Genomic DNA, 17953 nt, shown 5'->3' with positions numbered 1-17953 from the left:
CGTGGAAGACTTCGGCTCCTACCTCGCCTCCGCCTACACCGGCGCCGCCCTCACGATGCTGACGAGCGTCGGCCACAACCTCGGGCTGTTCGAGGCGGCGGCCGAGGGTCCGGCCACCGGCGCGGAACTCGCCGAGCGCACCGGCCTTCACGAGCGGTACGTCCGCGAATGGCTCGGCGCGATGACCACCGGCCGGATCTTCACCTACGACCCGGAGACCCGCGCCTACACCCTTCCCGCCGAGCACGTCCGGTTCCTGACCGGCGAGTCCGCCGCGAACGCCGCGCCCTCGGCTGCGATGCTCCGCGCGTTCTTCGGCCCGCTCGCCGATCTGGAGGACTGCTTCCGGAACGGCGGCGGCATCCCCCACGCCTCGTTCGCCCCCCACTTCGAGGCCGCAGGAGCCGTTCCCGGCGAAACCTGGCGCCGCGTCTACCAGGACCACCTCGTCGACGGTTTCTTCGCCGCCGTCCCCGGGCTCAACGACCGCCTGAAGGCCGGCGCCGCGCTCCTCGACGTGGGCTGCGGCACCGGCCACGCCGTCAACACCGCGGCCCGCGCGTTCCCCGCCTCCACCTTCCACGGCCTCGACCAGGACCCCGCCGCCATCGCCCGCGCCACCTCCGCGCGCACCGCCCCCAACGCCCGTTTCTCCGTCGCCGACGCCGCCGCCCTCCCCTCCGAGCCCCGCTACGACGTGATCACGGCCTTCGACGCCATCCACGACCAGAAGTCCCCCGAAGACGTCCTGCACCGCATCCGCGGAGCACTGTCCCCCGACGGCCTGTTCCTCATGGTCGACGCGGCCTTCTCCTCCCGGCTGGAGAACAACGTCGGCAATCCCATGGCCCCCCTCACCTACGCCATCAGCCTCCTGTACTGCACCACCGTCTCCCTCGCCGAAGGCGGCGCCGCGCTCGGCGCCCTGTGGGGCACCGAAACCGCGCTCTCCCTCCTGTCCGCAGCCGGTTTCACCCGCGTCGAGGTCGCCCCCTCCCCCCGGCCGCAGAACTGCATCTACATCTGCACACCCTGACCGTCCTCCGGCCCGTCGTCGGTCCGGTCGAGCTCGCAGACCGCCGCTGTGGTCTCGACGCCGTGGTCGTGCAGCAGATGGCGCATGCGGGAAACATCGAGGTAGGCGTCCTGGAGGGGGTGGGTGAACAGACGCGAGAGCGCGGTGCCGTACTTGGCCATCGAGTTCCTGCCCGGAATGAATATCGACAGTTCGTCCCGGGCCTCGAAGGCCTGCACCTCGATGTCCTCGGGCAGGCCCGCGATCGCTTTCTCCTCCCCCGCGATGGGCACCTTCACCAGCCAGTGCGGCCCTTCGGCGGTGAGGCTCCGCCTCTTCTGCTCCGGGGTCTCACCGGCCCAGGCACGCCAGGGCACTCCGGACACGACGGCCCCGCACGACTCCACGGCCTTGACCACGTCCTGGACGGCGGCGGCGACGGCCGCGTCGACCTCGTCCCAGTCGTGCTCGGCCGACGTTCCGGGCACCGGTTTCGACGCCACGGTCATCTCCGGCGTGCGGCGCAGGAGCACCTCCGGCCGGGAGCCGAGGAGCTCGCGCGCATCGCTGATCGCCTCGTCCTCGGCCCTCCGCCGGTGCCGCACCTCCTCCTCGTGCCGCCGCAGCAGGTCCGGTGCCGCGTCCGGCTCGTCCAGGGCCCGCCGGACGAGCTTGACGCTCATCCCCGCCTCCCGCAGAACGGTGACCAGCATGGCCCGCTCGACCTGGTCGAACGTGTACGAGCGGTAGCCGGTCTGCTCGTCGACGTCGGCGGGGACGAGCAGACCTTCGGAGTGGTAGAACCGCAGCGCCTGCGGCGACAACCGGCACATCTCGCTGAACTCGCTGATGGACAACATGAAGCCAGTCTCGGCCTTGCGGTAACCACAAGGTCAAACCCCGGCCCGCGCGGCGGGCGGGATCCGGTTCAGCCGGAGAGCGGTACGGGGAGGGCGAACAGGCCCGACAGGCGGGTGAGCGCCGGTGTGACCGGGCGGTAGTACACCCAGGTGCCGCGCCGTTCCCCGGTGATCAGCCCGGCCTGGCGCAGCACCTTCAGGTGGTGGGAGATCGTGGGGGCGGACAGCTCGAACGGCCCGGTCAGATCGCACACGCACGCCTCGCCGCCCTCGCTCGCGGCGATCAGGTTCAGCAGGCGCAGGCGCACCGGGTCGGACAGCGCCTTGAAGACCCGCGCCAGCTCGGCGGCCTCCTCCTCGCCCAGGGCCGGGCCGTTCAGCGGCGCGCAGCACTCCCGGGCGGTGACGTCTTCCACGTTCAGCTGCTTCGGCATACCTCTAATTTGACATCCATCTATCCAGGAAGGCAAACCCGCCATGAGCACCTCCGGGCCCCGGGGAACCGCCGCCTCCCGGAGGCGACCGCCTGGTCGGCGCCCGACCCCGCGCGCCGACCTTCCTCGTGGCCACCGGCCGGGCCTACGGCCGCTTCGGCGAGCAGCTTTGAGCCCGTGCTATCTGCTGCGCCGGACGGCCCTCACGCCGAACGTGATCGCGCCGATGACGAACAGGGCGCCCAGGAGCTGGAGGCCGGGCGAGTCATCGGCCTCGCCGAGCACGACGGCGGCGACGCCGATCGCGATGGCGGCGAGGCCCGCCAGGACGGTGAGCAGGGTCTTCACGGGGTTTCCTTTCGGGGTTCGGACCCGCCGCCGCCAGGAGGCGTCGGCGGCCAGGCCGCGAGCCATCCGCGACAGGACGCCCAGGGCGATGCGCCGTTCGGCGGTCCCCAGGGCACGTTCGTAGGCGATGTGGTCGTGGAGGTCGGCGTCGATCTCGCCGATCCGGCGCCGGGCGACCGGATCGGGCAGGTTCCGCGTGTAGAACCGCACCCACCGGGCCACCAGCCCGGCCATGCGTTCGGGTCTCACGCGGGCCCCGGGGCGATGCGCGGGAAACCTCGGACGGCCCTGTTCTCCTCGGCGGCGAGGGCTTGCTCGGCCGCGTGGACGCCCTTCGCCGTGAGTTCGTACAGCCGCCGTCGCGGCCGCCCCTCGGCGGATTCCGCGTCCTCCCACCGGGAGGCGAGCAGACCGAACTCCTCGAGCCGCCCCAAGGCCTTGTACAAGGTCCCGTGGGCGGTCAAGGAGCGTGAGGTGCCCTGTTCTCGCATGGCCTGGGCGAGGCCGAATCCGTGGAAGGCGGCTTCTCCGGAGCGCGACATCGCCAATGCCGACTCCAGGATCTCGTTTTCGAGGGGCAGGAGGGTTCCAGGTTTGCGCCGTGGCATGCCGCAAGAATAGGAAGATATCTTCCTATTGGCAAGCGGCCAGCGCCCTGACCACCTCGGCGGCCATGACCGCCTGCCCCGACGTGGTGAAGTGCACGCGATCGGCGCTCACCAGGGTGTCGCGGTCGTTCACCGGGTGGTCCCACATGTCCACGACGACGGCCCCGTACTCGCCGGCCAGGCGGCGGACGACGTCGTTGAGCCTGAGGACCCGCTCGCGCCAGTCGGGGAAGACGGGCACGACATAGGCGCGGGCCAGCGTGAACGTCGTCAGCCGGGCGCCGGTGGCCGCGGCCAGGTCGTACATGCGCCGCAGCGCGGCCTCGATCCCGTCGAAGTCCGGACTCCGCCGGAGGAGGTCGTTGGCTCCGCACGGCACGTGCAGCAGACCGGGGGCGAACCGGGCCATCCGCTCCATCTGGTCCTCCAGCACCCGGGCGGTCGTCGCCCCCACCTGCGCGGTGTTGAGGTACTCCAGGTCCGGGCGGACGCGCCGCAGGACGTCGGCGAGCCTGTCGGACCACCCCTGGTCCAGGTAGCCGGGGCTGGGGTCCCCCGTTCCGGCCGAGAGGCTGTCCCCGATCACCGCGAACCTCCGCCACGGAGCCTCGGCGAGCAGGGCAGCGGCGGCCTCCGGCGCCAGGCAGAACGGGTCGGTCTCTTCGTTCAGGGTCAGGGGAGAAGTGTTCATGAGGAAAACATACGATCGACCGTATGTATTTATCAAGACCGCGGCCCCGGCGGCCGTGTGCGTGCTGTGTGCGTTCTGTGAGCGGCGGAGCGGAGGGTGGGGCCGTTCGCATCACCCGCCACTCGGAGGAACGGTCCCATGTCCCCACGTGTTCTCTCGTCGGATCGTGCGGCGCTGCCGCGTTGGCTGCGCACGCTCACGGCTTCGGCGCTGGCCGTGAGCCTGGCCGCGACCGCGTCGTGCGCCTCGGCCGGCACCGCCGCGCCGTCCGTGGCCCGGAGCGACACCGGCGCGCAGCACGCCCGGCTGCAGGAGCTGGCGGAGACGCTCATCGACGCCGGGGCGCCCGGCGTGATCGTGCGGGTCGACGACGGCGGCGGCCGGCCGGTCGAGATCGCCGAGCAGGCCCCCTGGACCAGGCGAGATCACCTGCTCAGGGCGGGAGACGAGTACCGGATGGGGTCCAGCACCAAGACCATGATGGCCGCGCTCGTGCTCCAGCTGGCCGCCGAGGGCGTGCTCGCCCTGACCGACTCCGTGGAGAAGTGGCTGCCGGGCAAGGTGCCCGGCGGCGAGGCCGTCACGTTGCGCATGCTGCTGAACCACACCAGCGGCCTGTTCGACTACACCGAGGACCCCGTGATCCGGCCGTCGATGATCGGCAGGGACCGGCGGCGGTGGACCTCGGCGAAGCTGCTCGCCGTGGGGGTGCGGCACGATCCGCTGTTCGCGCCGGGCGCGAAATGGTCGTACAGCAACACCAACTACGCCGCGATCGGCGCCGTCCTGGAGCGGGCCACCGGTGCGAGCCTGGCCGACCTGGTCCGGGACCGGATCGCCCGGCCGCTCGGCCTCGAGCACACCTACTACGCCGTGGACGCCACCTGGCGCGGTCCCCACGCCCGCGGCTACGAACGGGACGCCGCCCACATGCCGCCGGAGGTGCCGGCCGGCTTCAGGAACCTCGCCGGGCCGCGCCGCCACGGCCACGTGGACGTGTCCGGCAACGACCCCGGCTGGGGCGGCGCGTCAGGGGCGGTGGTCTCCACCGCCCAGGACTGGTCCCGGTTCTCCGCCGCGCTGCTGGGCGGCGAGCTGCTGCCCCCCGACCAGCTGGAGCAGATGCGCGCCACCGTGCCGGTCGACCCGAAGCGGCCGGACGGGCCCGGCTACGGGCTGGGCGTCCAGACCGGCGACACCCCGTGCGGCACCTTCTGGGGCCATGACGGCGGCCTCCCCGGCTACCTCACCTTCGGCGTCGCCGACCGCACCGGAAGCCGCACGGCGAACATCCTCATCTCGACGGAGTTCTGGGCCGAGTTCGGCGCCGACCCGAAGATCGCCGAAGTCGCCGAGACGCTCCAGACCACCGCGATCTGCGCCATGTTCGGCAAGCCCGTCCCGGCCGCCGATCACACCGGCTGACCGGCGCGGCGGGCTCCGAACGCGGTGATGGCCGCGGACACCAGCTCCTCGGCCCCGGCCCGCGCCATCGCCGCGCCCGCGGCGTGCGCGGCCGCGAACCCGGCGGCGCCCAGGGCGGCCGTGGCCTGCTCCGTGAGCGTCCGCACGTCGTCGTCGCCGGGATCGTCCCGGCACCGCAGCACGACGGCGGCCCCGAGCAGCCGCCCGGCCCGCTCCGGCCGGTCGCGGCACGACTCGATCGCGGCCGCCGCGACCGCGATCGAGGCCGCGACCGGCGTGTTCCAGGTCAGCATCAGGTGCACCGCGGGATGGTCGAGCCGGCGCGCCGCCTCGTCCGGGAGGCCCTCCGCCGCGTCCACGTGGGCGAGCACGGCCAGCAGCAGCGCGGTCAGGTGCGGGGTCGACCGGCCCGGCGGCGTCTCGGCCAGGCCCGCCCGAGCGTGCTCGCGGGCCGCGCCCGGCCGTCCGGCCCGCCACTCCAACCGCGCCGAACCCAGGCGCACCTGGGCCCGGGACTCCGCCGACCCGGTCCGCTCGGCCTGGTCGAGCAGCTCGGCCAGCCGACGCCGCCCGCCGTCGGCGTCACCGGTCCGGGCCCGGTGCAGCGCGGCCGCGACCTCGTTCTCCATCGAGTGCTCGGGCATGCCGAGCTCCCGGAAGTACCGGGTGGCCCGTTCGGCCAGGCCGGACCCGCCGGCCGGTTCACCGGCCCGCTGCAACGCCGCGTTCAGGGTGCTCAGCGTGGTCGCCAGGCCCCACCGTTCGCCGAGCTCCTCGAAGCCGGACAGCGCGCGCGACAACGAGTGCGCCGCCTCGGCGGCGCGTCCGGTGTTCATGGCCAGCACGCCTTGGGCCAGCAGCGCCAGCGACCGGCTCCAGGGGTCCGTCCGCTCTTGCGGAGTGCCCGACGTGCCCGGTGCCCGGTCGCGCCCGGAGCCTATGGCGAGCGCCAGACCGGCCATCTCCAGAAGGGGGTGGGCGCCGGGGGCGACGTGCTCCAGCACCTCCTCGATCCGGTCGAAGGCCGCTTCCGCCTCCTCCGGGCCGCTGATGGCCTCGGTGGTGGCGAGCGCGTGCGCGGCGACCACCAGCGCGCGTGCCCGCGGTTCGGCCGGGCCGCGGGCCTGGAGCACCCGGCCGAGCAGGTCCAGCGACTCCGGCGGGTGGTCCCGCAGGAACCAGAACCAGCACAGCGCGGCTCCGAACCGGACCGCCAGGCCGGTGTCGCCGGACTCGACCGCCCAGCGGATCGCGGCCGACAGGTTGTCCCGTTCCGCGGTGAGGCGGGCCAGCCAGCGCAGCTGGTCGGACGTGCGAAGGTGCGGGTCCGCGGTCTCGGCCAGCTGGAGGAAGAACGCGGCATGCCGCCTGCGTACGGCATCGACCTCGTCACGCCGTGCCAGCTGTCCGAGGCCGTACTCCCGGATGGTCTCCAGGACGCGGTAGCGCGGTTCGACCGGGTCTGCGGACTCCACCGGGTGCAGCAGGGACTTGTCGACCAGCGCCGCGAGCAGCGTTCCGACGTCCTGCGTCCCGCCGAGCGCCTCCGCCGCGTCCTCGGTGAAGCTGCCGGGCACGACCGACAGGCGTTCCAGCAGCGTTCGCTCGTCGGCCTCGAGCAGGTCCCAGCTCCAGGCCACCGCTGCGCTCAAGGTCCGGTGCCGCGGCAGTGCGGTGCGGCTGCCGCCGGTGAGCAGCCGGAACCGGTCGTCCAGCCGTGCCGCGACCGCCTCGACTGGCAGGGAGCGCAACCGTGCCGCGGCCAGCTCGATCGCCAGCGGGAGGCCGTCCAGGCGGCGGCAGATCTCGACCGCCGCCGCCAGCGCGCCGCCTTCCAGGACGAAGTCCGGCCGCACGGCGGCGGCCCGGTCGTGGAACAGCCGGACCGCCGCGCAGGCGCGGGCCTGCTCCGCCGTCGCCTCCGGTCCGGGCAGCTCCAGCGGGGCCACCGGATGCAGGGTCTCGCCGTCGATCCGCAGGGCCTCCCGGCTGGTGGCCAGCACCCGCAGCCTCGGGCACCGGCCGAGCAGGGTCTCGGCGAGCGTCGCGGCGGCCTCGATCACGTGCTCGCAGTTGTCCAGTACCAGCACCAGATCGTCGTCCGCGAGCGTCGCGGCCAGCTGGTCCAGGACCGCCTCGGAGGTGGCGGGCCGAGGCATGTCCTCCTCGCGCGCCCGCAGCAGGTCGAGCACGGCGCGGGGCACGTCGTCCGCACCGACCGGGGCCAGCGGGACGAACCACACCCCGCCGGACGGCGCGAGCCGCCTGCCGATGGTGTTGGCCAGCCGTGTCTTGCCCGCCCCGCCGGGACCGGCCAGGGTCACCAGCCGGACCCCGCCGAGCAGTTCGACCACGCGGCGGACGTCGTCGTCGCGGCCCACGAAGCTGGTGAGCGGGACGTCCAGGTTGCCGTGCGGCCGGCGGGGCCGGGAGAGTTCGCCGCGCAGCACCGCCAGGTGGGCCTCCTGGAGCCGCGGTCCGGGATCGCCGCCGAAACCGTCCGCCAGCAGGCCGCGGATCCGCTGGTAGGCGTCCAGCGCCTCGGCGCCGCGGCCGTCCAGCGCCAGGGCCCGGATCAGCTGGGCGTGCAGCCGTTCGCGCAACGGGTGCGCGGCGGCCAGCGACTCGAGCTCGGCGACCAGGTCGGGACCGGCGCCCAGGGCCAGGTCGGCCTCGATCCGGTCCTCCAGTGCGGCCAGCCGGACCCGCTCGAGCCGTTCGGCCTCGGCGGCGGCGAACGGCGCGTCACGCACGTCCGCCAGGGCGGGGCCGCGCCACAGGCCCAGCGCCTCGCGCAGGACGGCGGCGGCCTCGGCGGGCCGGGCCCGCGCCTGCGGGCTCCGTCCCTCGCGGACCAGCCGCTCGAAGCGGACGGCGTCGACCGCGTCCGGCTCGACGGCCAGCCGGTACCCGGCCGGGCCCGAGGTGAGCAGCCCGGGATCGCCCAGGACCTGCCGCAACCGGGACACCAGCGACTGCAGCGCGTGCAGGTGGCCGTCCGGGGCCTCCTCGCCCCACAACGCCTCGGCCAGGGTCGCCGGCCGGACGGCGCGCCCGGCGTCCAGCACCAGCCGGGCCAGCAGCGTCCGCAGCCGCGCGCCCCCGACCCGCGCCGGACCGGCGGCGGTGTCCAGCGTCAGGGAACCGAGGATCCCGACGCGCACCCGTCCGCCATCGCGGCACGAACCGGTCGCATCCACCATGGGCGACAGCCTGTCAGATGACGGCGCCCGGTTCGCGCCTGCCGGTTCCCTCCGGCCGTGCCCGGCCGGAGGGAACCGGCAGGCGGGTGCTCAGAACTGGGCGCGGGCCCAGGCGTAGTCGGGTTTGCCCACGGCGGTGAGCTGGAGTTCCCCGACCACCGCGAGGGCGCGGGGGATCTTGTAACCGGCCAGGAGGGTGCGGCAGTGCTCCTTGACGCCCTCCTCGGTGGCGGTTCCCGCGACCACGGCGGCGACCTTGGAGCCCAGGCGCTCGTCCGGCAGGCCGACGACGATGGCGTCGGTGATGCCGGGGCAGGTGCGCAGGGCCGCCTCGACCTCCTCGGTGAAGACCTTCTCGCCGCCGGTGTTGACGACGAGGGAGCCGCGGCCGAGCAGCGTGACCACGCCTTCCTCGTCGAGGCGCGCGTAGTCGCCCTGCAGCGCCCAGCGGCGGCCGTCGGGGCCGGTCTTGAACGTCGCCGCGGTCTTCTCCTCGTCCTTCCAGTAGCCGAGGGGGATGTTCCCGGTGCGGGCGACGGTCCCGGTCTCGCCGGGCGCCACGGGGAGCAGGTCGTCGGAGAGCACGGCCATCTGCGGGTGCATCTGGAAGCGGCCGCCGCCGAGGGACGGGCCGATCGCGCCGGTCTCCGAGCCGCCGAGGTTGTCGGAGATGAAGGCGTTCGGGATGGCTTCGAGCAGCTTGGCGCGGACGTCGTCGGACAGGGGCGCGCCGCCGGAGCCGAAGGCGAAGATCTCCAGGTCGTACTCGCGGGCCGCCAGTTCCTCCGCGACGGGGTGGCCCATGCCGTTGCCGACGAGCATGAGGACCTGCGTGCGCTCCCGCGCGGCGATCTCCAGCGCCTTGGCGGCGTCGAACCTGCGCTCGGTGTAGAGGATGACCGTGCCGCCGGTGGTCAGGTTGATCCAGGTGACCCACTGCCCGCCGCCGTGCATCAGCGGCGCGTGGACCTGGGTGCGCATGCCGTCGCGGTCGGCGGCCGCGGCGAGCTCGGACGGGTCGGAGATCGGCGGCCCGCCGACGTTCCCGCCGCCCATGCCGGAGAGGAAGATGTCCTCCGACCGCCACAGCACGCCCTTCGGCAGCCCGGTCGTCCCGCCGGTGTACAGGAGGTACGGGTCGTCACCGCTGCGTTCGCCGGTGCGGTCCAGCACGTCCGCCCGGGAGGGGGAGGCCGCCGCCAGGGCCTTCTCGTAGTCGTGCGCGTCCGGGGCGGGGCCGTCGAGCGCCACCACGTGCCGCAGAAGGGGCAGGTCGGCCCGGTTGACGTTCTCGAGGAGGTCGGCCTCCGCGACCAGCGCGACGCATTCGGAGTCGCCGAGCAGGTGGGTGAGCTCGTCCTTGACGTAGCGGTAGTTGACGTTGACGGGCGCCACCCGGGCCTTGAAGCACCCGATCATCGTCTCGAGCCATTCGGCCCGGTTGTAGCTGAGGATGCCGACGTGCTGCCCGGGTCTCACCCCCGCGTCGATCAGATGGTTGGCCACCCGCGTGGCACGCTCGTCCAACTGCCGATAGGTCAGCCGGACGTCACCGGCCACCAGCGCCAGCCTGTCAGGGCAGGCGTCGGCCACGATCTCGAACAGGTCCGCCAGATTGAAAGCCGTCACGGGGGCCAGCGTAGATCAACCGAGCAAGCAAGCGATAGGTCGAGTTTCCGCCGCCGAACCCCCCTTTATTCCGACTAGACCAGTCGGCAAAGTGTGATTTATGATCACGACGCCCTCATCGCCTGCGACGGCCGCTTCCGCGGTCCCGCCGTTCTCCGGGGAGTCCCGTTGCGTTCCTCCGTCTCGTCCCGTGCCGTCCTGGTCCGTGCCGTCCTGGTCCGTGCCGCCGCCGTCGCGCTGCTCGGCGCGGCCGCCTCCCCCGCCTCCGCGGCCGGTCCCTTCGAACCGCTGCCGCCCGCCAATCCCCACGCAGGCCCCCTCGGCACCGCCACCATGCACGGCGACACCGCGTCCTCCGACGCCACCCCGCACGCCGGACCCTCCGCCGGGCCGTTGACCTCGCGCCGCGCCGCCCTCGCCTCGGCCTGCCCGACGGTCCTGGTCGGCGCGGACGGGTACCCCGTGGCGCTGTGCACCGAGATCTTCGGCCGGGCGCCGACGGTCCACCTGCTCGACCCCGCCTCCGGAGACTCCGTCGCCGAGCTCGGCCTCGCCAAAGGCTCGCTGCTCGGCGGCGTCTACGCCTACCTCGACGACGCCGACCGCCTGGTCGTCGTCGACGGCACCCGCGACCTGCTGCGCGTCGGCCACCGCAGGAACTCCTCGGGCGGTTGGGAGCTCTACGTGGCGAGCCGCCTTCCCCTGGACTCCGCCATCTCCGAGAACGACTCCGTCATCGGCCTCTCTCCCGACTGGCAGGGCCGCGTGTGGTTCGCCACGGGCGCGGGCGTCGTGGGCACCGCCGACGACACCGCAGGCGTCGTGAAGACCGTCGCCCTCCCGGCCGGGGAGAAGGTCGCCAACAGCATCTCCACCGTGCCCGAAGGCACCGCGGTCACCACCACCCACGCCACCTACCTGCTGCGCGCCGACGCCGCCGGGAGGCCGTCCGTCGTGTGGCGGCAGGCCTACGACCGCGGCCCTGGCCGCAAGCCCGGACAGCTCAGCTGGGGTTCGGGCTCCACCCCGACCTTCTTCGGCCCGAACGGCACCGACTACGTCACCGTCGTCGACAACGCCGCCCCGACGGTGAACCTGCTCGTGTACGCGACGGGGACGGGACGGCAGGTCTGCAAGGTCCCGGTCCTCAAGGCCGGGGGCAGCGGCAGTGAGAACTCGCCGGTCGCCTCCGGAAGCGCGGTCTTCGTCGCCAGCACCTACGGCTACCCCTACCCGGCGCTGCCCGAGGACGCCGGCACCAGCGTCCCCTCGTCCGCCGACTTCCCCGGCGGCCTGTCGCGCGTGAACGTCACCGCCTCCGGCTGCACCCTGGCCTGGGACGTCGTCGTCCGCTCCGCCGCCGTTCCGCGCCTGTCCACCGCGGACGGCCTGCTCCGCACGATCGTCCGCAAACCGGTCGTCGCCGGCTCGACCGCGACCTCGGTCCTCGACACCTACGCCTACACCGAGATCGACCCCGCCACCGGAGCCACCGTCCGTGCCAGGAACCTCGGCACCGGCTTCCTCTTCGACTCCCTCCAGATGGTCGGCACCATCACCCCCGGCGTCGTCTACCAGGGCACCACGACCGGCGTCGTCCGCATCGCCAACACCTGACGGCACCCCGGCCGCCCCGATCCTCAGCCCAGGTCGTCGGCTCTGGCGAGCAGGTAGCGCCGCTCGACCAGATTGTCCGTCAGGGAGGCGGCCTCGCGGTACAGCGCCGCGGCCCCGGCCGTGTCGCCGGTCATCTGGAGCAGGTGGGCGCGTACCGCGCGTTCGCGCCGCCGGGTCAGCGGCTCCTCGTCCAGCCGGTGGCGCCGGTTGAGGTCGTCGAGCAGCGCCAGGCCCCGGACCGGGCCGTACGCGCGGGCCACCGCGACCACCCGGCTCAGCCGTACCGGCGCGGTCGGGGCGAGCCGCTCGAGCCACAGGTACAGGGCCGCGATCTGCGGCCAGTCCGTCCGCTCCGGCGACGCTGCGGCGGCGTGCACGGCCGCGATCGCCGCCTGCAGCTGGTACTGCCCCACCTGGCGGCGGTTCCAGACGCCGTCGATCAGTTCGGTGCCCTCGCGGATCAGGTCGGGGTCCCACCGGGTGCGGTCCTGCTCGTCCAGCGGCACCAGCTCGTCGTCACCGCCGGTGCGGGCGGCCCGCCGCGATTCGGTGAGCAGCATCAGCGCGAGCAGGCCGGTCACCTCGGCGTCGTCCGGCAGGCGGTCGCGGAGCATCCGGGTCAGCCTGATCGCCTCGCGGGTCAGGTCGACGCGGGCGAGCTCGTCGCCCGCGGAGGCCGTGTAGCCCTCGTTGAAGATCAGGTAGAGCACCCGCATGACGGCGGACATCCGGCTCTCCCGGTCGGCGTCGACCGGCGGGGTGAAACGGGCCCCGGCGCGGGCGAGCTGCTGCTTGGCGCGGCTGATCCGCGTGCCCATGGTGTTCTCGGCGACCCCGTGGGCGTGCGCGATCTCGGCCGTCGTCAGGCCGCCCACCGCCCGCAGCGTGAGCGCCACCTGGGAGGTGGCGCTCAGCGCGGGGTGGCAGCACAGCAGCAGCAGGGTGAGGCTGTCGTCGGTCTCCTGCACGGGGCCCGCCCGGCGGGCCGGCTCCCCCATGGCCAGCTCGGCCGCGCCGGCCTCCTGCTCGCGGCGGCGCCGTGCCTGCTCGGAGCGGAGCAGGTCGACCATCCGCCGGTAGCCGATCCGGATCAGCCAGCTGCGCGGGTTCTCCGGCACACCCTCGGCCGGCCAGGCCCGGCTCGCGGTCAGCAGCGCCTCCTGCACCGCGTCCTCGGCGACGTCGAAGTGGCCGAAGCGGCGCACCAGCGCGCCGAGCACCTGCGGCGCCTCGGCGCGCAGCAGGTGCTCGATGTCCGTGGTCATGCCGCGAAGTCCTCGCCCATGATCGGCCGGATCTCGATCGGCTCGCCCAGCACCCCGACGATCCGCGAGGCGATCTCGACGGCGCGCTCCCGGCCCGCCACGTCGATCACGGCGAAGCTGGCCAGCACCTCCTTGAGCTCGGCGAACGGCCCGTCGGTCGCCACCACGCCCTCCGGGGCCCTGCGGACCGTGGTGGCGACCACCGGATGGCCGAGCCCCTCGCTGGCGACGAACTCACCGGTCTCGACCAGCTCCCGTTCGAACTCCTGGTACGCGGCGAACGCGGCCAGCGCCTCCTCCGACGGCGTGTCGGCCGTGGCGGCGTCCCAGGCGGCGGCGGGGGTGTAGCTGAGCAGCAGGTACTTCACGGTCTGTCCTTTCGTCGGTCGTTCTCAGCGGACACTACGGGGGTCAGGCCCGGCGGCGCAGGGACAGGGCCAGGGCGGTCGTCCAGGTGAAGGCGACCAGGCCGTTCACGGCGATCTGGATGCTCATGTGATCGGGGGACATGGGCAGCAGCAGGACGAGCGCGGCGACGCCGTTCAGGAGGGCCGGGCCCGCGGCCCGGCGACGGGCGAACCGGACCGCCAGCACGACGGCGGCGACGGCCAGCGCGGTGAAGGCGACGGCGGCCGAAGCCGAGTGGGCGATGCCGTGCCAGGACATCTGGGCGACCGGTCCGTCAGGGGTGCCGACCGGGAAGCCGTTCTCCGGGTCCATGCGGAAGACACCCGCGGCGATCATCCCGATGCCGAAGATCCCGACGAGGACCGGCAGCGCCCGCCGGCCGGTCCCCTCGGTGACGGTGCGCCCGATGCCCGCGGCCAGAGCCAGGCCGCCCAGTCCCGCGAGCACGAACGTCGTGACCTGGATCCAGCCGAGACCGCCGGTGGCGAGCTGGCTGATCGGGTGCCGGGTGATGTCGAAGCCCTCCCGCGTGAGCATCTGGGCGACTGCCGAGGTGAAGAAGACCGGCCCTGCGAGGGCGCCCGCGATCAGCAGGGGCTCGGACGGGCGGTGGACCGCGGGGGCGGTGGGGTCGGCCATGTTTCTCCTCCTTGATGGGTTCCTGCCGCTACCTCGTGGCCGGAGACCGGATCTCGACACGACGACGGAGTGTTCCACGTCACACGAATGAGGTGTCGAGATCGCTCGGGCGCCTCCGAGGTACCGGTGAACACTCACCAAGGAGGACACGATGACCGAAATGACCGAGACCTACCAGCCGAGCGCCGAGCTGAAGGCCCTGGACCGCCTGGTCGGCGCCTGGGCGGTCGAAGGCGGCGCCGAGGGGACCGTGCGGTACGAGTGGATGCCGGGCGGGTTCTTCCTGCTCCAGCACGTCGAGCTCACCCAGTTCGGCGAGCCGGTCACCGGCCTGGAGCTGATCGGCAACCTGCGCCCGTTCGGCGAGCCGGCCGGCGCGGACGTGGTGTCGCGGTTCTACGACTCGGCCGGCAACACCCTGGACTACGTCTACGAGCTCACCGGCGACAAGCTGACCATCTGGGGCGGCGTCAAGGGGGGTCCGGCGTACTACGAGGGCACCTTCAGCGCCGACGGCCGCACCGTCACCGGCGCGTGGGTCTACCCGGGCGGCGGCGGGTACTCCTCCACCATGACCCGGATCTGAGCCCCGGGCCCCGCTCCCCGGCACCGGTCCGCACCGGTGCCGGGGAGACCCGCCGGGCTCCTCAGGCGGCGGCGCGGGCGGAGGTGCGCGGCAGCAGCTGGACGAGGCCGACGAGGAGCAGGGCGGCGGCGATCAGGTAGACCAGCCCGTACTGGAACGCGTGGGCCACGCCGCCGGGCAGCGCGCCGTAGAAGACGATGCCCGCGATGCCGACCCCGAGCGCCCCGCCCACCTGCTGGGTCGTGGAGAGCAGGCCCGCGGCGGCCCCGGCGTGCCGCGGCGAGACCCTGGCCAGGACGGTGCCCATGATCGGGGCGAGGGCCAGGCCCATGCCGATCCCGTCGAGGGCCAGCGCGGGGACCAGCCAGCCGATCGGCGCCTCCCGGTGGACGGCGAGCAGGATCAGGGCGAGGCCGGCGACCCTGGTGAGGCCGCCGAACGCGATGGCCTGGCGGCCGAACCGCGCGGCGAGCCGGGGCGCGAACGACGAGGCCGCCAGGTAGCCGGCCCCGATCGGCGTGAAGACCAGGCCCGCCTGGAGGGCGTCCATGCCGCGGCCCTCCTGGACGTAGAGGGCGAAGATCAGGAAGTAGGCGGCCATGCCCATGGTGAAGGCGAGCTGGGTGAGCAGTCCCGCGGTGAACGCGCGCTCGCGGAACAGGGCCAGGTCGATCAGGGGGGAGGCGTGCCGCCGCCCGGCGTAGCCGAGGAGGAGCAGGCCCGCCACGGCGAACGACGCCCACGTCCACCACGGCCAGCCCTGCTCGCGGCCCTCGATCAGCGGCAGGAGGACCGCCGCCAGCGCGAGCGTGACCAGGACGGCGCCGCCGAGGTCGACGCGGCCCGCGCCGTCCTGCCGGCTCTCCGGGACCGCGCGCCGGGTCATCGCCAGGGCCGCCAGGCCGATCGGCAGGTTGATCAGGAAACAGGCGCGCCAGCCCGCCCCGAACAGGTCGGCCCGGATGAGCAGGCCGCCGATGAGCTGGCCGAGCACCGCGGCCAGGCCCATGGTCAGCGCGTAGGCGTTGACGGCCCTGACCTGGGCGGCCCCGCTGTAGGCGGTGCGCAGGATGGCCAGTACCTGCGGGGCGAGCAGGGCGGCCGCGGCGCCCTGGGCGACGCGGGCGGCGACCAGCGCCCCCGCGTCGGGGACCAGGCCGCACGCGGCCGAGGCGAGCGTGAACAGGGCCATGCCCGCGGCGAACATCCGGCGGCGGCCGAAGACGTCGCCGAGCCGCCCGCCCAGGATGAGGCCCGAGCCGTACGCCAGCCCGTACCCGGCGACGATCCACTGCACGGCGGAGTCGCTCGCGTGCAGGTCGTCCTGGATGGGAGGGACGGCGACGTTGACGATGAAGAAATCGAGGATGGTGATGAAAACGCCGGTCAGCACGACGGGGAGGGTTCCCGCGCGAACCATGACAGCTCCTGTAGATAGAACGATCGGTATACGCGGGAGATCATTAGATAGAATGGTTGGTCTACTGTCAACAGCGTGCCAGAATCCAGACCATGGCGACGAGACCCGGACCCCGCGAGCGGCTGCTCGAGGCCGCGCGCGAACTCACCTACACGCAGGGCGTCCACGTGGGCGTGGACGCGATCCTCAAGCACGCCGACGTCGCCCGCCGCTCGCTCTACCAGCATTTCGGCGGCAAGGACGGCCTGATCGTCGAGGTCCTGCGCACCGGCGGCATCACCGACCGCTACCGGCGCGCCATGGACGAGGCCGGCGACGACCCCCGGTCGCGGATCCTGGCCGTCTTCGACGAGCTGGAGAAGGTCACCACGCGCCCGTCGTTCCACGGCTGCCGCCACACCGCGGCCGAACTCGCCTTCACCGACCCGGGCCACCCCGCGCACGCGGAAGTGCGCGTCTACAAGGACGGCCTCCACCGGCTCTTCGCCACCGAGCTGGCCCGCCACGGCCACCCGGACCCCGGACTCGGCGCCGACCAGCTCCTCGTGCTCATCGACGGGGTGCTCGCCCACGCCGTCACCCGCCCCGACGCGCACCCGGCCCTGGCCGCGCGCGCGATGGCCGAGCTCGTCCTCGACCGGCGACCGTGACGCCGGCGCCCCGGACGCCCGGGCCCGCCGCGAGTTCCACGACGCCCGGCCTGCGCCCGGTTCAGGGGGTCGCGGACCGGCCGGCCGCGGCGTCGGCGCAGCGGCGGGCCAGGCGGGCGAAGGCGTCCTTGAGCTCGGCCGGGCCGACGACCTCGATACCGGCGTCGAAGGCGCCCACGGCGGCGGCCAGGCCGGTCCACGACCACGAGCCCAGGACGAGCCGGCAGCGGTCCGGGCCGAGTTCCTCGACGATCCCGTCGCGGACGTAGCGGGACACCGAGGACGCGGGAAGGTCCAGGATCACCTCGCCGCGGCAGGGCCAGCCACCGGAGCCGCCGGAGCCCCGGAACCTGTCCGCCACGAAGGCGGCCACCTCTCCTCCGGGCAGTTCGCGCGGGGTGAAGCGGGGGCCCGTGGGGATGCGAGGGGTGATCCGGTCGGCGCGGAAGGTGCGCCAGTCGTCGCGGTCGAGGTCCCAGGCGACGAGGTACCAGCGCCCGCCCCAGGTGACGAGGTGGTGGGGCTGGACCCGGCGCGGCGGGCCCTGCACGCCGTCACCGCCTCTCCCCGGCGAGGGCGCGGGAGCGTAGTCGAAGCGCAGCTCTTCGCGGGCGTGGACGGCGGCGCCGAGCGCGGTGAGCACGCTGCCGTCGACCCGCGGGTCCGGCCGGGTGGAGGGCCGCTCGACGGCGGTGACCCGGAGGGTGTCGATGCGGTGGCGCAGCCGTGCGGGCATGACCTGCCGGACGGTGTTCAGCGCGCGTGCCGAGGCCTCCCCGATGCCCGCGCCGGTGGCGGCGGCCGTCTGGAGCGCGACGGCCAGGGCGACGGCCTGCTCGTCGTCGAACAACAACGGGGGCAGTTCCGTGCCGGCCTCGAGCCGGTACCCGCCGTCGGGTCCCTTGAAGGCCGCTATGGGATAGCCGAGTTCGCGCAGGCGGTCGACGTCGCGGCGCACGGTGCGCGGGCTGACCTCCATCCGCTCGGCCAGCAGCGCCCCCGGCCAGTCCCGGCGCGTCTGCAGGAGGGAGAGCAACGACAACAGTCGCGCTGAGGTCTTCGGCATGGTCTCCATACTGCCCGGAGAAGAGGACACTCCCTGGCCGCTTCCCCTGCGACTGTTCTCACGTGCCAGTCAACGACACGAAGGGACAC

General features: G+C 73.7%; 17 protein-coding genes. 5 read left to right on the top strand and 12 right to left on the bottom strand.

The window, feature by feature from the left end:
* The first annotated feature begins 1 nt into the window (after position 1).
* Positions 2-1036, top strand: coding sequence for a class I SAM-dependent methyltransferase (locus C2865_RS24305; protein ID WP_198653565.1), 1035 nt, complete (start codon positions 2-4; stop codon positions 1034-1036).
* Here the strand turns inward: C2865_RS24305 and C2865_RS24300 are convergent.
* From C2865_RS24300 to C2865_RS24280, 5 genes are all read right to left on the bottom strand, one after another.
* Complete coding sequence (locus C2865_RS24300) at positions 1018-1875, bottom strand: MerR family transcriptional regulator (RefSeq protein ID WP_106400869.1); 858 nt, start codon at positions 1873-1875, stop codon at positions 1018-1020. The two genes, C2865_RS24305 and C2865_RS24300, sit on opposite strands and share 19 nt — an antisense overlap.
* Positions 1876-1943: 68 nt before the next feature.
* Positions 1944-2309 (bottom strand): ArsR/SmtB family transcription factor, encoded by a 366-nt coding sequence (locus C2865_RS24295; protein WP_106400868.1) that lies wholly within the window; start codon positions 2307-2309, stop codon positions 1944-1946.
* Positions 2310-2489: 180 nt separating this feature from the next.
* Positions 2490-2906: a hypothetical protein gene (locus tag C2865_RS24290; RefSeq protein ID WP_157963901.1), complete on the bottom strand. Its 417-nt coding sequence runs from the start codon at positions 2904-2906 to the stop codon at positions 2490-2492.
* Positions 2903-3265: a PadR family transcriptional regulator gene (locus tag C2865_RS24285; RefSeq protein WP_232835796.1), complete on the bottom strand. Its 363-nt coding sequence runs from the start codon at positions 3263-3265 to the stop codon at positions 2903-2905. Before C2865_RS24285 ends, C2865_RS24290 begins: the two co-directional genes overlap by 4 nt.
* 25 nt (positions 3266-3290) lie before the next feature.
* On the bottom strand, positions 3291-3956 hold the full coding sequence (locus C2865_RS24280) for an SGNH/GDSL hydrolase family protein (RefSeq protein ID WP_106400866.1): 666 nt from the start codon (positions 3954-3956) through the stop codon (positions 3291-3293).
* A 138-nt stretch (positions 3957-4094) separates the two neighbouring features.
* Between C2865_RS24280 and C2865_RS24275 the strand changes: the two genes are divergently transcribed.
* Complete coding sequence (locus tag C2865_RS24275) at positions 4095-5381, top strand: serine hydrolase domain-containing protein (protein WP_106400865.1); 1287 nt, start codon at positions 4095-4097, stop codon at positions 5379-5381.
* Here C2865_RS24275 and C2865_RS24270 read toward each other — a convergent pair.
* Together C2865_RS24270 and C2865_RS24265 are read right to left on the bottom strand one after the other, a co-directional pair.
* Positions 5369-8584, bottom strand: coding sequence for an AfsR/SARP family transcriptional regulator (locus C2865_RS24270; protein WP_106400864.1), 3216 nt, complete (start codon positions 8582-8584; stop codon positions 5369-5371). The genes C2865_RS24275 and C2865_RS24270 overlap by 13 nt on opposite strands.
* 90 nt (positions 8585-8674) lie before the next feature.
* Positions 8675-10213 (bottom strand): AMP-binding protein, encoded by a 1539-nt coding sequence (locus C2865_RS24265; RefSeq protein ID WP_106400863.1) that lies wholly within the window; start codon positions 10211-10213, stop codon positions 8675-8677.
* A 168-nt stretch (positions 10214-10381) separates the two neighbouring features.
* Between C2865_RS24265 and C2865_RS24260 the strand changes: the two genes are divergently transcribed.
* Positions 10382-11830, top strand: a complete 1449-nt coding sequence (locus tag C2865_RS24260; RefSeq protein WP_106400862.1) for a hypothetical protein — start codon at positions 10382-10384, stop codon at positions 11828-11830.
* A 23-nt stretch (positions 11831-11853) separates the two neighbouring features.
* On the opposite strand, the gene C2865_RS24255 is transcribed toward C2865_RS24260, so the two are convergent.
* Genes C2865_RS24255 through C2865_RS24245 form a run of 3 tightly spaced genes read right to left on the bottom strand, consistent with a single transcriptional unit; the run spans position 11854 to position 14142 of the window.
* The gene (locus C2865_RS24255; protein ID WP_106400861.1) at positions 11854-13095 is read right to left on the bottom strand and encodes an RNA polymerase sigma factor; all 1242 of its coding nucleotides are present in this window, start codon (positions 13093-13095) and stop codon (positions 11854-11856) included.
* On the bottom strand, positions 13092-13463 hold the full coding sequence (locus C2865_RS24250) for a YciI family protein (RefSeq protein WP_106400860.1): 372 nt from the start codon (positions 13461-13463) through the stop codon (positions 13092-13094). Before C2865_RS24250 ends, C2865_RS24255 begins: the two co-directional genes overlap by 4 nt.
* Positions 13464-13506: 43 nt before the next feature.
* The gene (locus C2865_RS24245) at positions 13507-14142 is read right to left on the bottom strand and encodes a DUF998 domain-containing protein (RefSeq protein WP_106400859.1); all 636 of its coding nucleotides are present in this window, start codon (positions 14140-14142) and stop codon (positions 13507-13509) included.
* A gap of 151 nt (positions 14143-14293) precedes the next feature.
* On the opposite strand from C2865_RS24245, the gene C2865_RS24240 reads away from it, so the two are divergent.
* On the top strand, positions 14294-14728 hold the full coding sequence (locus tag C2865_RS24240; protein WP_106400858.1) for a hypothetical protein: 435 nt from the start codon (positions 14294-14296) through the stop codon (positions 14726-14728).
* Positions 14729-14789: 61 nt separating this feature from the next.
* On the opposite strand, the gene C2865_RS24235 is transcribed toward C2865_RS24240, so the two are convergent.
* Positions 14790-16148 carry an MFS transporter gene (locus C2865_RS24235; protein ID WP_106400857.1) on the bottom strand — a complete coding sequence of 453 codons (1359 nt, stop codon included), beginning with the start codon at positions 16146-16148 and terminating at the stop codon, positions 14790-14792.
* 92 nt (positions 16149-16240) lie between these two features.
* Here C2865_RS24235 and C2865_RS24230 point away from each other — a divergent pair, with 92 nt between their 5' ends.
* Positions 16241-16798, top strand: coding sequence for a TetR/AcrR family transcriptional regulator (locus tag C2865_RS24230; RefSeq protein ID WP_106400856.1), 558 nt, complete (start codon positions 16241-16243; stop codon positions 16796-16798).
* 61 nt (positions 16799-16859) lie between these two features.
* Here C2865_RS24230 and C2865_RS24225 read toward each other — a convergent pair whose 3' ends face one another.
* Positions 16860-17864 carry a helix-turn-helix transcriptional regulator gene (locus C2865_RS24225; protein WP_106401302.1) on the bottom strand — a complete coding sequence of 335 codons (1005 nt, stop codon included), beginning with the start codon at positions 17862-17864 and terminating at the stop codon, positions 16860-16862.
* Positions 17865-17953: the final 89 nt, after the last annotated feature.

The sequence above is a fragment of the Actinocorallia populi genome (assembly GCF_002995495.1).
Lineage (GTDB): Bacteria > Actinomycetota > Actinomycetes > Streptosporangiales > Streptosporangiaceae > Actinocorallia > Actinocorallia populi.
The sequence above is the reverse complement of the archived record's forward strand: the minus strand, read 5'-3'. Positions and strand labels throughout refer to the sequence as shown.

Excerpts from the sequence above, each read along its gene's own strand:
- C2865_RS24245 (WP_106400859.1), bottom strand. The coding sequence starts at position 14,142 with ATGGCCGACCCCACCGCCCCCGCGGTCCACCGCCCGTCCGAGCCCCTG.
- C2865_RS24285 (WP_232835796.1), bottom strand. The coding sequence starts at position 3,265 with ATGCCACGGCGCAAACCTGGAACCCTCCTGCCCCTCGAAAACGAGATC.
- C2865_RS24270 (WP_106400864.1), bottom strand. The coding sequence starts at position 8,584 with ATGGTGGATGCGACCGGTTCGTGCCGCGATGGCGGACGGGTGCGCGTC.
- C2865_RS24225 (WP_106401302.1), bottom strand. The coding sequence starts at position 17,864 with ATGCCGAAGACCTCAGCGCGACTGTTGTCGTTGCTCTCCCTCCTGCAG.
- C2865_RS24300 (WP_106400869.1), bottom strand. The coding sequence starts at position 1,875 with ATGTTGTCCATCAGCGAGTTCAGCGAGATGTGCCGGTTGTCGCCGCAG.
- C2865_RS24280 (WP_106400866.1), bottom strand. The coding sequence starts at position 3,956 with ATGAACACTTCTCCCCTGACCCTGAACGAAGAGACCGACCCGTTCTGC.
- C2865_RS24275 (WP_106400865.1), top strand. The coding sequence starts at position 4,095 with ATGTCCCCACGTGTTCTCTCGTCGGATCGTGCGGCGCTGCCGCGTTGG.
- C2865_RS24230 (WP_106400856.1), top strand. The coding sequence starts at position 16,241 with ATGGCGACGAGACCCGGACCCCGCGAGCGGCTGCTCGAGGCCGCGCGC.
- C2865_RS24235 (WP_106400857.1), bottom strand. The coding sequence starts at position 16,148 with ATGGTTCGCGCGGGAACCCTCCCCGTCGTGCTGACCGGCGTTTTCATC.
- C2865_RS24255 (WP_106400861.1), bottom strand. The coding sequence starts at position 13,095 with ATGACCACGGACATCGAGCACCTGCTGCGCGCCGAGGCGCCGCAGGTG.
- C2865_RS24240 (WP_106400858.1), top strand. The coding sequence starts at position 14,294 with ATGACCGAAATGACCGAGACCTACCAGCCGAGCGCCGAGCTGAAGGCC.
- C2865_RS24295 (WP_106400868.1), bottom strand. The coding sequence starts at position 2,309 with ATGCCGAAGCAGCTGAACGTGGAAGACGTCACCGCCCGGGAGTGCTGC.